The organism is Streptomyces sp. NPDC000404, assembly GCF_040300365.1.
Taxonomy (GTDB): Bacteria; Actinomycetota; Actinomycetes; order Streptomycetales; family Streptomycetaceae; genus Streptomyces; species Streptomyces ramulosus.
Genome location: NZ_JBEPDN010000005.1, coordinates 143,382 through 157,410 on the forward strand (window position 1 = coordinate 143,382; position 14,029 = coordinate 157,410).

The following is a 14,029-nucleotide window of genomic DNA, read 5'->3' on the forward strand; positions in this document are numbered from 1 at the left end:
GCCGGGCCCGGAGGCGAAACCACCCGGGCCCGGCCCTGCGACCGGCGTCTAAAGCAGCGCCCGCGCGCCCTCGACCAGCCGCACCACCGAATCGTCGGCCACGGCGTCGACCTCGTCGTACCGGAACCACCGCAGATCCAGCGACTCGTCGCTGATCCGCTCCACCGCACCCTCGGGCGCCACCGCCGCGAACTGCACATCCAGATGCCAGGCACACGGCGTGTGATGGCGATCCAGCCGCACCGGGCCGCCGGGCAGCAGCTCCAGCCCCCGCGCGATGCCGGACTCCTCACGCGCCTCGCGCAGCGCCGCGTCCGCCAGCGTGGCGTCCCCGGGCTCGCAGTGGCCGCCCATCTGCAGCCACATCTTCAGCTTCCGGTGCAACGTCAGCAGCACCCGCCCGCCCGCCGGGTCGATCACCAGCGCGCTCGCCGTCAGATGGCCCGCCGCGCAGGGCTTCCACATGCCGTCGGGGTGTGCGGACAGATGCTCCAGATACGCCAGCCGCAGCTCTTCCTGGGCGGACGACGGCGCGGGCCACTCCTTGAGCGCCCGCGCCGCCTCGTCGTGCAGGCTCACCGGTCGCCGTCACCCCTGGAGCCGCTCCCGCCGCTCTCGCCGTCCGCACCGGAGCCGCCGTCCGCCTGCGGCTTCTGCGGGTCCTTGCCGCCGCTCGCCGCGTCACCCAGCATCTTGTCCAGCTCGGAGAAGTCCATCTGCTCGTGGTGGACGAAGCCGTCCGGGTCGTCGAGATCGGCGGCGGTCGGCAGCATGTCCGGGTGCGCCCACAGGGCGTCGCGGCCCTCCAGGCCCCGCGCGTCCGTCAGCGACGCCCACAGCCGCGAGGCGTCCCGCAGCCGCCGCGGCCGCAGCTGCAGCCCGATCAGCGTGGAGAACGTCTGCTCCGCCGGGCCACCGGTCGCCCGGCGCCGCCGCAGCGTCTCCCGCAGCGCGTCCGCCGACGGCAGATGCGGCGACGCGGCGGCGTGCACGACCGCGTCCACCCAGCCCTCGACCAGCGCCAACGCCGTCTCCAGCCGCGCCAGCGCGGCCTTCTGCTCCGGGGTGTCCTCCGGCTGGAACATGCCGGACTGCAGGGCGTTCTGCAGCTCCTCGGGGTGCTGCGGGTCGATCTGGCCGACGACGTCCTCCAGCTTCGAGGTGTCGACCTTGATGCCGCGGGCGTAGCCCTCCACGGCCCCGAACAGATGCGAGCGCAGCCACGGCACATGCGCGAACAGCCGCTGGTGGGCGGCCTCCCGCAGCGCCAGGTAGAGCCGCACCTCCTCCTCGGGCACGCCGAGACCGGAGCCGAACGTCGCGATGTTCCCGGGCAGCAGCGCCGCCTTGCCGGCCGGGCCCAGCGGCAGCCCCACGTCCGTCGAGCCGACGACCTCGCCCGCCAGGACGCCCAGCGCCTGCCCGATCTGGGTGCCGAACATCGCGCCGCCCATGGAGCGCATCATGCCCAGCAGCGGACCGGCCATGGCCTGCATCTCACCGGGCAGCACATCGCCCATCGCCGACCCGACGCGCTCCGCCAGCGGATTCACCAGGTCCTTCCAGACCGGCAGGGTCTCCTCGACCCACTCCGCCCGGCTCCACGCCACGACCGTCCCGGCGCCCGACGGCAGCGACGTCACGCCGTCCAGCCACAGGTCGGCCAGGCGGACCGCCTCCTGGACCGCGGTGCGCTCACCGGGCGCGACGGACGCGTCCTTGCCGCCCGCCTCGGTGCCCTGCGCCACCGTCTGGCGCGCGATGTCCTTGGCCATCTCCCAGTTCACCGGCCCGCCCTCGTACGAGAGCATCTGGCCCAGCTTCTGGAAGGCGGCGCCGAGGTCGCCGGGGCTCATCTGGCCCTCCGGGCCGCCCATGCCGCCGAAGAGCGCCGCGAACGGGTTGTCCGCGCCACCGCTCCCGCTGCCGAACCCGAACGGGTCCGCGGGGCCCTGGCTACCTCCCTGGCCGCCCTTCTTCTTGCCGTTGTCGCCGTCCTCCGGCTCCTCCGGCGGAAGGCCGAATCCAAATGGGGTGTCACTCACGGGTTTCCTCGGCTCGTAGGGCCGCCGGCCCTCGGCCGACGGCGGCTGCCCGACATCACCCTCCAGCGTAGACACCCTCAGAGCATCGGGGCTCGGTGCTCCGCTGTCGGGACGCCTGCGGCAGGATGGACGCCACCTGTACGTACGCGGCGGTACGCATACGTACTGAAGACAACCGCTGGAGACGCCCGGTGAGTTCCCCAGATCCGACCGTTCGCGCAGCGCGAAACGCTGACGCCCCGACCCCGCAGACCGGACGCGGTACCGAAGAACCGGCCCCGCGGCCCGGCCGCCGTCCTGTGATCGCCGTCACCGGAGCCGCCACCGGCGTCGGCGCGCTGCTGACCCGCGCCCTGGCCGCATCCGACGAGGTCAAGCGGGTCATCGCCATCGACGAGCGGCGCGGCGACGTCCCCGAGGCCCACTGGCACGTCCTGGACATCCGGGACCCGGCGATCGCCGAGAAGCTGCAGGGCGCCGACGTCGTCGTCCACCTCGCGCTCGACCTCGACCTGGAGTCCGACGCCGCCGCCCGCACCGCCTACAACGTCCGCGGCACCCAGACCGTCCTCACCGCCGCGGCCGCCGCCGGGGTGCACCGGGTCGTGCTCTGCACCTCCGCGATGGTCTACGGCGCGCTGCCCGACAACGACATCCCGCTCGCCGAGGACGCCGAGCTGCGGGCCACCGCCGACGCCACCGGGGTCGGCGACCTCCTGGAGATCGAACGCCTCGCCCAGCGGGCGCCCCGCGCCCACCCCGGCCTGAACTGCACCGTCGTACGGCCCGCCGTCCTGGTGGGCGGCACCGACACCGCGCTGACCCGCTACTTCGAGTCGCCGCGCCTCCTGGTCGTCGCCGGCTCCCGCCCCGCCTGGCAGTTCTGCCACGTCGAGGACCTGGTCAGCGCCCTGGAGTACGCGGCTCTGGAGAAGGTCGAGGGCGAGCTGGCGGTCGGCTGCGACGGCTGGCTGGATCAGGAAGAGGTCGAGGAACTGTCCGGCATCCGGCGCATGGAGCTGCCGTCCTCGGTGGCCCTGGGCGCCGCGGCCCGGCTGCACCGCATCGGCCTGACGCCCTCGCCCGCCGGGGACCTCGCGTACACCATGCACCCCTGGGTGGTCAGCGGCAGCCGGCTGCACGAGGCGGGCTGGCGGCCCCGGTGGAGCAACGAGGAGGTCCTCGCCGAACTGCTGGAGGAGGTCGCCGGGCGGCACACCGTCGCCGGACGCCGCCTCGGCCGCAAGGACGCCACCGCCGCCGGCGCCGCCGGTGCGACCGTCGCCCTCCTGGGCACCGCCGCCCTGGTCCGCCGCGCCCGCAAGGCCCGCCGCCGCATCTGACGAGGATCACCGGGCGCGGCGGGCACGGGGCCGCGCCCGGACGATCCGCCGGGCGGCGCGCCCCGCGCCCGGGGGAAACGGGCATTCCCCTTCCGGGGTGCGGTGCGGCACGATGGCGGCATGTCTGGCACGCACGTCACCCCGACCCCAGGCCGTGACCACCCCGGAGAGCGGGCCGCGGCCGATCCCGTCCGGCTGCTGGCGATCCGCGAGACGCCGCTCTCCGTCGACGAGGTGTTCGCGGCCGTCGGCGACGCCGCGGCGGGCGGCACCGCGCTGTTCGTCGGCACGGTCCGCTCGCACGACGGCGGCACCGACGTCGAGGGGCTGGGCTACTCCGCGCACCCGACGGCCGAGGCGGAGCTGCGGCAGGTCGCCGAGAAGGTCGCCGCCGATTTCCCGGTGCGCGCACTGGCCGCCGTCCACCGCGTCGGCGATCTCGCCGTCGGCGACCTCGCCGTCGTCGTCGCGGTCTCCTGCCCGCACCGCGCCGAGGCGTTCGCCGCCTGCCGCCGGCTGATCGACGACCTCAAGGCGACGGTCCCGATCTGGAAGCACCAGACCTTCTCCGACGGCACGGAGGAATGGGTCGGCGCCTGACGACGCGCCGTCCGCTCACGCGCCCGGCCCCACCGCGCCGCCCGGTCGGCCCCCGCGCACGGAGCCAACCGGGTGGGTGGGTTCCGGTTGCGTAACCTGCCCCCGGGCGTGAGCGTTGACGTGGCAGATGGTTAATCTGCTTATTCGTCGATAGCGGTGGGACACTTTCTGGAGGCCACTATGGGTGCGCTCCTCTGGCTGTTGATTCCGGTCCTCGCCGCGCTCGCCGCCATGCTGTGGAGCACCTGGGCACAACGCAACCGCAGAAGCGGCGGCGACATCGCGGAGCTCGCCGGATACGAACGCTTCCGGGCCGCGATGGAGCGCGAGCACTCCGGATCCGATCTGGTCTGACCCGGCGTCCGCCCGCCGCACCGGAACACACCGGGCGGCGGGCGGACGCCGGACCGGCCGCTCGCCTCGTACGGACGGCCCCGCGAGCCGGTTGTCATACCCGTCCCGTACTGTCGTTCCATGCCACGCCGCACCGCGACGCTGCTCGCCTCGACACTGATGCTGATCGCGCTGCTCTGCGCCGGGGTGCTCATTCCCGTGCCGTACTCCGAGATGTCGCCGGGCCCCACCGTCAACACCCTCGGCGACCACGAGGGGCAGCCGGTGCTGCGGATCTCCGGCCGCAAGACGTACCCGACCAACGGTCACCTCAACATGACCACCGTCCGCGTCACCGGCCCCGACTACTCCATGAACCTCCTGGAGGCGGTCTACGGCTGGCTCGACCCCGACAGCGCCGTCGTCCCGCACAAGACGCTCTACCCCGAGGGGCAGACCGCCGAGCAGGCCGACCAGGAGAACGCCGAGGAGTTCTCCCAGTCCCAGGAGAGCGCCAAGGTCGCGGCGTTGAAGCAGCTGCACATCCCCGTCGCCACGCAGACCGTCGTCGCCTCCGTGCTCAAGGGCAAGCCGGCCGACGGACTGCTGCACGCCGGCGATGTGATCAAGGCGGTGGACGGTACGCCGGTGAAGGCGAAGGACGACGTCACCAAGCTCGTCACCCGTCACGAGCCGGGCGAGAAGGTCGTCTTCACCGTCATCCCCGCCAAGAGCGCGGCGGCGGCCGAGAAGAAGGGGCAGCGGCCCGAGAGCGGCCGCAAGGACATCACGGTGCCCACGGTGAAGGCCGACGGCGGCCGCGCCCTGGTCGGAATCCAGGCGGGCGTCGACCACATCTTCCCGTTCAGCATCGACGTCAAGCTCGCCGACGTCGGCGGCCCCAGCGCCGGGCTGATGTTCGCCCTCGGCATCGTCGACAAGCTCAGCCCGCAGAGCCTGACCGGCGGCAAGTTCATCGCCGGCACCGGCACCATCGACGACCAGGGCAAGGTCGGCCCGATCGGCGGCATCTCGATGAAGACGGTCGGCGCCCGGGCCAAGGGCGCCCAGTACTTCCTCACGCCGAAGGACAACTGCGCCTCCGCGGCGAAGGACACCCCCGAGGGGCTCACCCTCGTGAAGGTCGACACCATAGGCGACGCCGTCCAGGCGCTGAAGAAGATCAGCAGCGGGCACACCGAGGGCCTGCCCAGCTGCTCCATATCCCACTAGGGCGCGTCGCGCACCGCACGGGAGCTGGGCGCGCCCCGGGGCCGCGTCCGGCGTACGGGAAGCCGCCCCGTACGCCGCCCGCCACCGGTCACGCCTCGAACGTCGCCGCCAGCGCGTCCGCGAGGCCCGGCACCAGCGAGGCGCCGGTGAGCACCTCGGACGTCGCGTCCTTCTCGCGCAGCCGCAGCGCCGACTCGCGGGAGCCGTCGCGCAGCACCGCCACCGTCATCCGGACCTCCTGACGGTCCGGGTGCTCGGCCACCCACTTGGCGAGCTGCTTCTCGTCCAGCCCCGCGGGCACCGAGTCCTCGGCCGACGGCGGCAGCATCAGCCGCTCCACGGTCAGCGCGCAGCCGGCGACGGCATCGGGCCAGGCGATGGTGGCGAGGAATTCGTCGAGCGGGGTCCCGGCGGGGATCTCGTCCTGCTCGACGGGGGTCAGCGACGCGGCCGCGTCGTCGTCGATGCCCAGCTGGGAGGCGAGTGCGGGCTCCTGTTCCCGCAGCTTGGCGGAGTCCACGAGGGCGAAGAGGCGGGCGGGCTGGTCCCAGCCCAGTCCGGCGCTGTACTCGTCGATCTCGAGTACCGCGCGGGTCAGCGGAGAGGCGGCGAGCGGGGTGCCGTCCACGGGGTTGTTCGTCATGTTTCACATCGTGCCCTGTGAACCCCGGAAATCGGGAACCGGGTAAAGCCTTCGTAAGTTGGTTCAGTGGGTCCTACTATCTCCGGGCCTGTTCCACACGACAGCGATCTTCGAGGTGCGCACCTTGGCTTTCCAGATGCCGGACCGCGGCGGAGGCCCCTCCGGGCCACGGATGAGAGTCGGCCGGCCGTCGCGGCGGGCCCGGACCCTTTTCATGACGGTGGGCGTACTGGCCGTCCTGGCCATGCTCTTTGTGATGTTCTCCGGGTTCTGGACCGACTGGCTCTGGTACCGCTCGGTGAAGTACGCCTCCGTCTTCACCACGACCCTGTGGACGAAGATCGGCCTTTTCGCCGTCTTCGGCGTGCTGATGGCCGTGGTCGTCGGCGTCAACATCTGGCTGGCCCACCGCCTGCGGCCGCCGCTCAGCGCGATGTCCATGGAGCAGCAGAGCCTGGACCGCTACCGCATGAGCCTGGCGCCCTTCAAGAAGTGGGTGCTGCCGGCGATCTCCGTCGTCGTCGGGCTGGTCGCCGGAGCCTCCGCGTCCGGTGAGTGGCGCACCTGGCTCCAGTGGATCAACGGCGTGCCGTTCGGCCAGAAGGACCCGCAGTTCGGCAAGGACGTCGCGTTCTACGCCTTCGACCTGCCCTGGTACCGCTTCCTGCTGAGCTTCGGCTTCGCCGCCGCGGTGCTCTGCCTGGTCGCCGCCGCGCTCACCCACTACCTCTACGGCGGGCTGCGGCTCACCAGCCCCGGCTCCCGCGCGACCGCCGCCGCCACCGGCCATCTGTCGGTGCTGCTGGGCATCTTCGTCTCGCTCAAGGCCGTCGCGTACTGGCTCGACCGCTACGGCCTGGCCGTGAAGTCGAGCGGGCTGCGGTCCGCCGACGGCTGGACGGGCCTGCGGTACGTCGACGCCAACGCCTACCTCCCGGCGAAAACCATCCTGTTCTTCATCGCGGCGATCTGCGCGGTGCTGTTCTTCGCCACCCTGTGGCGCCGCACCTGGCAGCTGCCGGTCATCGGCTTCGGTCTGATGGTCCTCTCGGCGGTGCTGATCGGCGGGCTGTACCCGGCGATCGTGCAGAAGTTCCAGGTCCAGCCGAACGAGCAGGCCAAGGAAGCGCCGTACATCAAGCAGAACATCAAGGCGACGCGGGACGCGTACGACATCCAGGACTCGAAGGTCACCGGCTACAAGGGCGACTACCAGCCCGGCAGCAAGGCCGAGAGCCAAAAGCTCCGGGACAACGCCGACACCACCGCCAGCATGCGGCTGCTCGACCCGAACGTCGTCTCCCCGGCGTTCCAGCAACAGCAGCAGGTGCGCGGCTACTACCAGTTCCCCTCGACCCTCGACGTCGACCGGTACAAGGACAAGGACGGCGTCGAGCAGGACACCGTCATCGGTCTGCGTGAGCTGAACATCGCCGGCATCCCCGAGCGCAACTGGATCAACGACCACTTCAAGTACACCCACGGCTACGGCGCCGTGGCGGCGAAGGGCACCGAGACCGCGGAGGGCGGCGGCCCGAAGTACACCGAGTCCGACCTGCCGTCCAAGGGCAAGCTGCCCACGTACGAGCAGCGGATCTACTACGGCGAGAAGACCACGCAGTACTCCATCGTCGGCGGTCCGCAGAAGGAGTTGGACTACTCCGACGACAGCGGCGAGAAGAGCTACACCTACCAGGGCAAGAGCGGTGTCAGCCTCGCCAACCCGGTGAACCGCGCCGCCTACGCGGTGGCGTTCGGTGAGCCGCAGATCCTCTACTCCGGGGCAATCGGCGACGGTTCGAAGATCCTCTACAACCGCACGCCCAAGGAGCGCGTCGAGGCGGTCGCGCCGTGGCTGACCATCGACGGCGACGCCTACCCGGCGGTGATCAACGGCCGCGTCCAGTGGATCGTCGACGCGTACACCACGAGCAACGGCTACCCGTACGCCTCGCGGACCACGCTCGGCGACACCACCGCCGATTCGCTCACCAACGGACAGCGGGCGGTGATGGCCCAGCAGAATCAGGTCAACTACATCCGCAACTCCGTGAAGGCGACGGTCGACGCCTACGACGGCTCCGTCAAGCTCTACCAGTGGGACAAGGCCGACCCGGTCCTCAAGACCTGGATGAAGTCCTTCCCCGGGACGGTCGAGCCGCGCGGCAAGATCAGCCCGCAGCTGATGGAGCACCTGCGCTACCCGCAGGACCTCTTCAAGGTCCAGCGGCAGCTGCTGACGACGTACCACGTCACGGACCCGGGCACCTTCTACACCGGCTCGGAGCGCTGGCAGATCCCCAACGATCCGACCAACAAGTCGGGCAACTCCGTGCCGCCGTACTACCTGAGCATGAAGATGCCGGACCAGAAGGATCAGACGTTCTCGCTGACGACGACGTTCACGCCCAACAAGAGGGACAACCTCGGCGCGTTCATGGCCGTCGACGCGAACGCCACCAGCGGCGACTACGGCAAGATCAGAATCCTGAAGCTGCCGTCGGAGACGCCGGTGCCGGGCCCGCAGCTGGTGCAGTCGAAGTTCAACTCCGATCCGCAGATCGCCAACGAACTGAACATCCTCAAGAAGTTCGGTGACTCGGAGATCGAGTACGGCAATCTGCTGACCGTGCCGCTGGACGGCGGTCTGCTCTACGTCGAGCCGGTCTATCTGCGCGGCGCCAACACCAACTACCCGCTCCTGAAGAAGGTGCTGGTGAGCTACGGCGACAACAAGCCCGTCCTGGAGAACTCCCTCAAGGACGCGCTGGATGTCGTCTTCGGCAAGAAGGCGCCGAGCAGCACCGCACCGGGCGAGGAACCGCCCGCCGGCGGGGAGACGACCCAGCCGCCGTCGGACCAGACGGTGCAGGAGGCGCTGACCGACGCGCAGAAGGCGTACGAGGCGGGCGAGAAGGCCCGGGTCGACGGCGACTGGAGCGCGTACGGCGACGCCCAGAAGAAGCTCAAGGAGGCGCTGGACCGCGCCGCGGCCGCCGAGAAGAAGGCGGGCGGGAAGAAGGGCGGCGGCTCCGGCGGCTGACCGCCGGGCCGTCTGCGGTGGCCGCCGGGCAGTCCGGCGGCCACCGGGCACCATGAGCCGGGGCGGGGCCTGCGCGGACCCCGCCCCGTGCCGTGGTAAGTTGAGGACACAACGACGCGGGGTGGAGCAGCTCGGTAGCTCGCTGGGCTCATAACCCAGAGGTCGCAGGTTCAAATCCTGTCCCCGCTACTGACGACGAGGGCCCGGATTCTTCGAGAATCCGGGCCTTCGTCATGAGCGCGCCCGCACCGGGTACCCGACCGGTCGGTCGCGTTCTTCCTGCGTACAGCCACGTCGAACAAGCGATGTGGGGAACCTGTGTGCTTGAGTTTGACAAGTCGTTGTGTCGGGAAGTCGACAAACCGCTGAAGTGACCTCGCCCGGTGCTGTATACCAGGTGTACGAGGGTTACGGGTGGTGCGACGATGGCTCTTATGGGGGACAAGGCAAGGTTGTTGGAGACGGACCGGTTTGTGCATGCGCCTGACGAAGGGCGCACATCCGAGTTGCCGATGGACGACATGGACGCCGCGGAGGCGTCCGAGGCGTCGGACGCCGTGACCGAGACCGGTCACCGCCGCGCCGCGGAGGCCGGCGACACCGCGGCCATGAGCGCACTGGGCGCGCTGCTGCTGCGCCGCGGGGATCTCGACGGCGCCGAGCCGTACCTGCGCTCCGCGACCGTCGCGGGCGACCGCGCGGCCGCGAACAATCTCGGCGTACTGCTGCACCAGCGGGGCTACGCGGACGAGGCGGCGGGCTGGTGGCGGATCGCCGCGGTCGCCGGGTCCGCCGCCGCCGCACACGCCCTCGGGCGCCATCAACGCGAGCGCGGTGACGAGCCCGCCGCTGAGTACTGGCTGCGCCAGTCCGCCGAGTCGGGCCACTGCCTGGGCGCGTACGCCCTCGCCGACCTGCTCGAACACCGCGGGGACAGCGGCGCCGAGCGGTGGTTTCGCACCGCCGCCGAGCGCGGGCACCGGGAGGCGGCCTACCGCCTCGCCCGGCTGATCGAGGAGGGGCGCGGCGCGGACCGCCGCACGGCGCCCGCCTACGGCGAGCTGAGCCGGGAGGCCGAGGCCGAGCAGTGGTACCGCCAGGCCGCCGCGCGCGGACACCGGCGCGCGGCGCTCCAGCTCGGCACGTTGCTGGAGGAGCGCGGCGACGTCCAGGAGGCGGGGCGCTGGTATCTCTCCGCCGCCAGGGACGGCGAGCCGAAGGCCGCCTGCGCGCTGGCCTTCCTGCTGCGCGACGCCGGGGACACCGAGAGCGCCGCCGAGTGGTGGCGCCGCGCTGCCCAGGAGGGCGACGGCAACGCCGCCAACGCACTGGGCGCGCTCCACGCCGACCGCGGGGAGCTGCAGACCGCGGAGCGCTGGTACCGCGCGGCGCTCGACGCGGGCGACATCAACGGCGCCTACAACCTCGGCCTGCTCTGCGCCGAGCAGGGCCGGGCCGGGCGCGGTGAGCAGTGGTACCGCCGCGCCGCGTACGCCGGGCACCGCGAGGCCGCCAACGCGCTGGCCATCCTGCTGCTCCAGCGCGGCGACGCGGCCGGCGCCGAGCCGTGGTTCTCCAAGGCGGCCGAGGCCGGCAGCGTGGACGCGGCGTTCAACCTCGGCATCCTGTTCGCCGGGCGGGGCAGCGAGCGCGCCGCCCGGATCTGGTACGAGCGGGCGGCCGCGGCCGGGCACACCGAGGCGGCGCTCCAGGTCGCCATCGCCCAGCAGCGCGACGGCGCGGACGAGGCCGCCGAACACCATCTGCGCTGTGCGGCGGAGGGCGGCAGCGCGGAGGCGGCGTTCCGCCTCGCCGATCTGCTGGACCGCCGGTCCGCGGAGGTGGCGAAGTCCGACGACCCCTGGCCCACGGGCCAGGCGCGGAAGCCGGACGCCGAGTCCCTGAGCTGGTACGAGAAGGCGGCCGCCCAGGGGCACCGCCACGCCCAGGTGAGGGTCGGCATGTTCGCGGCGGCCCGGGGTGAGACGGCCGAGGCGGCCCGCTGGTACCGCGCGGCCGCCGAGGCCGGGAGCCGTAACGGCGCCTTCAACCTCGGCCTGCTCCTGGCCCGCGAGGGCAGCCTGCCCGAGGCCGCCCTGTGGTGGCAGCGGGCGGCTCGCGATGGCCACGGCCGGGCCGCGCTCCGGCTGGCGCTGCTGGCCGCGCGGCGCGGGGCGCTGACCGAGGCCGGTTCGTGGTGTGCCCGCGCCGTGGAGCTGGGGCCGCCGGAGGTCGCCGAGCGGGCGGCCCGGCTGCAGGAGGCGCTCCAGGAGGAGCTGAGCGCCTGACGGCGTTGCCTCGGGGGCGGTCCGCCGCCGCTCCCGGGGAACGGATTTGCGCTGGTCGTCGGCGTGGGTCTACAGTGAACACCACAACGACGCGGGGTGGAGCAGCTCGGTAGCTCGCTGGGCTCATAACCCAGAGGTCGCAGGTTCAAATCCTGTCCCCGCTACTCAAGACGAAGGCCCGGATTCTTTCGAGGATCCGGGCCTTCGTCGTATGCGCGACCGCTTTCGCGCGAGGGATGCGGGCATGGCAACGGGCCCGCACCCGGTGGGTGCGAGCCGATCAAGACGGCGGGGCGGCCCGGACGGGGGCGTGGCCCGCGGATTCAGGACGTGGCGGCGCAGGTGGGGCACAGGCCCCGGTAGGTGACCGACACCTCGGAGACCTGGAAGCCGTACCGCTCGGGCTCGGGGAGGGCGGAGAGCGGGTCGCCGTGGAGGTGGACGTCCCGGATGGTGCCGCAGCGCGAGCACACCAGGTGCTGGTGGTCGTGGTGGGCGTTGGGGTCGTAGCGCTTGGCGCGGCCGTCCGTGCTGACCTCCAGCACCTCACCGAGCGAGACCAGCTCGCCGAGGGTGTTGTAGACGGTGGCGCGGGAGATCTCGGGGAGTCGTTCGGTCGCGCGGGCGTGCACCTCGTCGGCGGTGTAGTGGACGTGGTCGCCGTCGAGCACCTCGGCGACCACGCGCCGCTGTGCGGTCAGTCGCCAGCCGCGGTCCCGAAGCCGTTCCAGCAGGTCACTCATGCCATTCACCTATCAGTCAGATACGCCCAGGGTAACAGTGCACCGTCCATCACCGGATCGGGTACGACTTTCGGACCCTTCTTGACTTAGACAATGTCCAATGTAGGATCGGCAGCGGCGCAAGCCAAGGGCAGGTAGCAGACTTCAGGAGGCGCACGTGTCGGTAGAGAGCACCACGGGACCGCTGACGACGGAGTCCGGAGCTCCGGTTGCGGACAACCAGAACAGCGAGACGGCCGGCCTGGGCGGACCCGGACTGATCCAGGACCAGCTCCTGATCGAGAAGCTCGCCCACTTCAACCGCGAGCGGATTCCGGAGCGCATCGTCCACGCCCGGGGCGCCGGAGCGTACGGCACCTTCACCGTCACCGCGGATGTCACCAAGTACACCCGGGCGAAGTTCCTCTCCGAGGTCGGCAAGCAGACCGAGATGTTCGCCCGCTTCTCGACCGTCGCGGGCAACCTCGGCGCGGCCGACGCGGTGCGTGACCCGCGCGGCTTCGCGCTGAAGTTCTACACCGAGGAGGGCAACTACGACCTCGTCGGCAACAACACCCCGATCTTCTTCATCAAGGACGCCATCAAGTTCCCCGACTTCATCCACACCCAGAAGCGCGACCCGTACACCGGCTCGCAGGAGGCGGACAACGTCTGGGACTTCTGGGGGCTGTCGCCCGAGGCGACGCACCAGGTGACCTGGCTCTTCGGCGACCGCGGCATCCCCGCGTCCTACCGCCACATGGACGGCTTCAGCTCGCACACCTTCCAGTGGAGCAACGAGGCGGGCGAGGTCTTCTGGGTCAAGTACCACTTCAAGACCGACCAGGGGATCAAGAACCTCACCAGCGAGGAGGCCGCCAAGGTCGCCGGTGAGGACCCGGACAGCCACCAGCGTGACCTGCGCGAGTCCATCGAGCGCGGCGACTTCCCGAGCTGGACGGTCGGCGTGCAGATCATGCCCGCCGCCGAGGCCGCGAACTACCGCTTCAACCCGTTCGACCTCACCAAGGTGTGGCCGCACGAGGACTACCCGGTCATCAACTTCGGCAAGATGGAGCTGAACCGCAACCCGCAGAACATCTTCGCCGAGGTCGAGCAGTCGGTCTTCTCCCCGCACCACTTCGTGCCGGGCATCGGCCCCTCGCCCGACAAGATGCTCCAGGGCCGCCTCTTCTCGTACGGCGACGCGCACCGCTACCGCGTCGGCATCAACGCCGACCACCTGCCGGTCAACCGCCCGCACGCCACCGAGGCGCGTACCCACGGCCGGGACGGCGTGATGTACGACGGCCGGCACGCGGGGGCGAAGAACTACGAGCCGAACAGCTTCGGCGGTCCCGTCCAGACCGGCCGGCCGCTGTGGGAGCCCTTCCAGCTCTCCGGTGGCGTCACCGGCGAGAGCGCGGCGCCCTCGCACGCCGAGGACGACGACTTCGTACAGGCGGGCAACCTCTACCGCCTGATGTCGGAGGACGAGAAGGAGCGCCTGATCAGCAACCTCGCGGGCTTCATCGCCAAGGTCTCCCGCGACGACATCGCCCAGCGCGCGATCGAGAACTTCCGCAAGGCGGACGCGGACTACGGCAAGCGGCTCGACGCCGCGGTCCAGGCCCTGCGCGGCTGACCGGCACCTCGCGCACCGGGCCGTCCCCCTTGGGGGCGGTCCGGCCGCGGGCGGCCACCCGCTTGCCGTACCAGCCGAAGAGGCCGGATGCCATGGGGCTCCGGCCTCTTCGTGCGGTCTCCCGCGGATGCGGC

At 71.4% G+C, this 14,029-nt stretch carries 11 protein-coding genes and 2 tRNA genes; 9 read left to right on the plus strand and 4 right to left on the minus strand.

Annotated features, from left to right (window positions below; all coding sequences use genetic code 11):
• Positions 1-48: 48 nt before the first annotated feature.
• Positions 49-579 carry an NUDIX hydrolase gene (locus tag ABT345_RS10815; RefSeq protein ID WP_345086421.1) on the minus strand — a complete coding sequence of 177 codons (531 nt, stop codon included), beginning with the start codon at positions 577-579 and terminating at the stop codon, positions 49-51.
• Positions 576-2,045 (minus strand): zinc-dependent metalloprotease, encoded by a 1,470-nt coding sequence (locus ABT345_RS10820; protein ID WP_345086419.1) that lies wholly within the window; start codon positions 2,043-2,045, stop codon positions 576-578. Before ABT345_RS10820 ends, ABT345_RS10815 begins: the two co-directional genes overlap by 4 nt.
• 191 nt (positions 2,046-2,236) lie before the next feature.
• On the opposite strand from ABT345_RS10820, the gene ABT345_RS10825 reads away from it, so the two are divergent.
• The 4 genes from ABT345_RS10825 (at position 2,237) to ABT345_RS10840 (ending at position 5,554) form a co-directional block, all read left to right on the plus strand.
• Positions 2,237-3,388 (plus strand): SDR family oxidoreductase, encoded by a 1,152-nt coding sequence (locus ABT345_RS10825; RefSeq protein ID WP_345086417.1) that lies wholly within the window; start codon positions 2,237-2,239, stop codon positions 3,386-3,388.
• Between the two features lie 120 nt (positions 3,389-3,508).
• The gene (locus ABT345_RS10830) at positions 3,509-3,988 is read left to right on the plus strand and encodes a molybdenum cofactor biosynthesis protein MoaE (RefSeq protein WP_345086415.1); all 480 of its coding nucleotides are present in this window, start codon (positions 3,509-3,511) and stop codon (positions 3,986-3,988) included.
• 180 nt (positions 3,989-4,168) lie between these two features.
• Complete coding sequence (locus tag ABT345_RS10835) at positions 4,169-4,342, plus strand: hypothetical protein (RefSeq protein ID WP_185993890.1); 174 nt, start codon at positions 4,169-4,171, stop codon at positions 4,340-4,342.
• Between the two features lie 120 nt (positions 4,343-4,462).
• Positions 4,463-5,554, plus strand: a complete 1,092-nt coding sequence (locus tag ABT345_RS10840; RefSeq protein WP_345086412.1) for a YlbL family protein — start codon at positions 4,463-4,465, stop codon at positions 5,552-5,554.
• 88 nt (positions 5,555-5,642) lie between these two features.
• Here the strand turns inward: ABT345_RS10840 and ABT345_RS10845 are convergent, their stop codons facing one another.
• Positions 5,643-6,197 (minus strand): PPA1309 family protein, encoded by a 555-nt coding sequence (locus ABT345_RS10845; RefSeq protein ID WP_345086410.1) that lies wholly within the window; start codon positions 6,195-6,197, stop codon positions 5,643-5,645.
• A gap of 214 nt (positions 6,198-6,411) precedes the next feature.
• On the opposite strand from ABT345_RS10845, the gene ABT345_RS10850 reads away from it, so the two are divergent.
• The 4 genes from ABT345_RS10850 to ABT345_RS10865 all read left to right on the plus strand — a co-directional run bounded on the left by ABT345_RS10850 (position 6,412) and on the right by ABT345_RS10865 (position 11,692).
• On the plus strand, positions 6,412-9,240 hold the full coding sequence (locus ABT345_RS10850; protein WP_345086408.1) for a UPF0182 family membrane protein: 2,829 nt from the start codon (positions 6,412-6,414) through the stop codon (positions 9,238-9,240).
• Positions 9,241-9,355: 115 nt separating this feature from the next.
• A tRNA-Met gene (locus tag ABT345_RS10855) sits at positions 9,356-9,429 on the plus strand.
• 236 nt (positions 9,430-9,665) lie between these two features.
• Positions 9,666-11,528: a tetratricopeptide repeat protein gene (locus tag ABT345_RS10860; RefSeq protein WP_345086406.1), complete on the plus strand. Its 1,863-nt coding sequence runs from the start codon at positions 9,666-9,668 to the stop codon at positions 11,526-11,528.
• Between the two features lie 90 nt (positions 11,529-11,618).
• Positions 11,619-11,692, plus strand: a tRNA-Met gene (locus ABT345_RS10865).
• A 159-nt stretch (positions 11,693-11,851) separates the two neighbouring features.
• On the opposite strand, the gene ABT345_RS10870 is transcribed toward ABT345_RS10865, so the two are convergent.
• Positions 11,852-12,271, minus strand: coding sequence for a Fur family transcriptional regulator (locus tag ABT345_RS10870; RefSeq protein WP_345086403.1), 420 nt, complete (start codon positions 12,269-12,271; stop codon positions 11,852-11,854).
• Positions 12,272-12,428: 157 nt separating this feature from the next.
• Here ABT345_RS10870 and ABT345_RS10875 point away from each other — a divergent pair, with 157 nt between their 5' ends.
• Positions 12,429-13,895: a catalase gene (locus tag ABT345_RS10875; protein WP_345086400.1), complete on the plus strand. Its 1,467-nt coding sequence runs from the start codon at positions 12,429-12,431 to the stop codon at positions 13,893-13,895.
• The last annotated feature ends 134 nt before the right edge of the window (positions 13,896-14,029 follow it).

Bases quoted from the DNA above. Each gene is read 5' to 3' on its own strand.
- ABT345_RS10830 (WP_345086415.1), top strand. From the start codon at position 3,509: ATGTCTGGCACGCACGTCACCCCGACCCCAGGCCGTGACCACCCCGGA.
- ABT345_RS10835 (WP_185993890.1), top strand. From the start codon at position 4,169: ATGGGTGCGCTCCTCTGGCTGTTGATTCCGGTCCTCGCCGCGCTCGCC.
- ABT345_RS10840 (WP_345086412.1), top strand. From the start codon at position 4,463: ATGCCACGCCGCACCGCGACGCTGCTCGCCTCGACACTGATGCTGATC.
- ABT345_RS10845 (WP_345086410.1), bottom strand. From the start codon at position 6,197: ATGACGAACAACCCCGTGGACGGCACCCCGCTCGCCGCCTCTCCGCTG.
- ABT345_RS10850 (WP_345086408.1), top strand. From the start codon at position 6,412: ATGACGGTGGGCGTACTGGCCGTCCTGGCCATGCTCTTTGTGATGTTC.
- ABT345_RS10860 (WP_345086406.1), top strand. From the start codon at position 9,666: ATGGCTCTTATGGGGGACAAGGCAAGGTTGTTGGAGACGGACCGGTTT.
- ABT345_RS10870 (WP_345086403.1), bottom strand. From the start codon at position 12,271: ATGAGTGACCTGCTGGAACGGCTTCGGGACCGCGGCTGGCGACTGACC.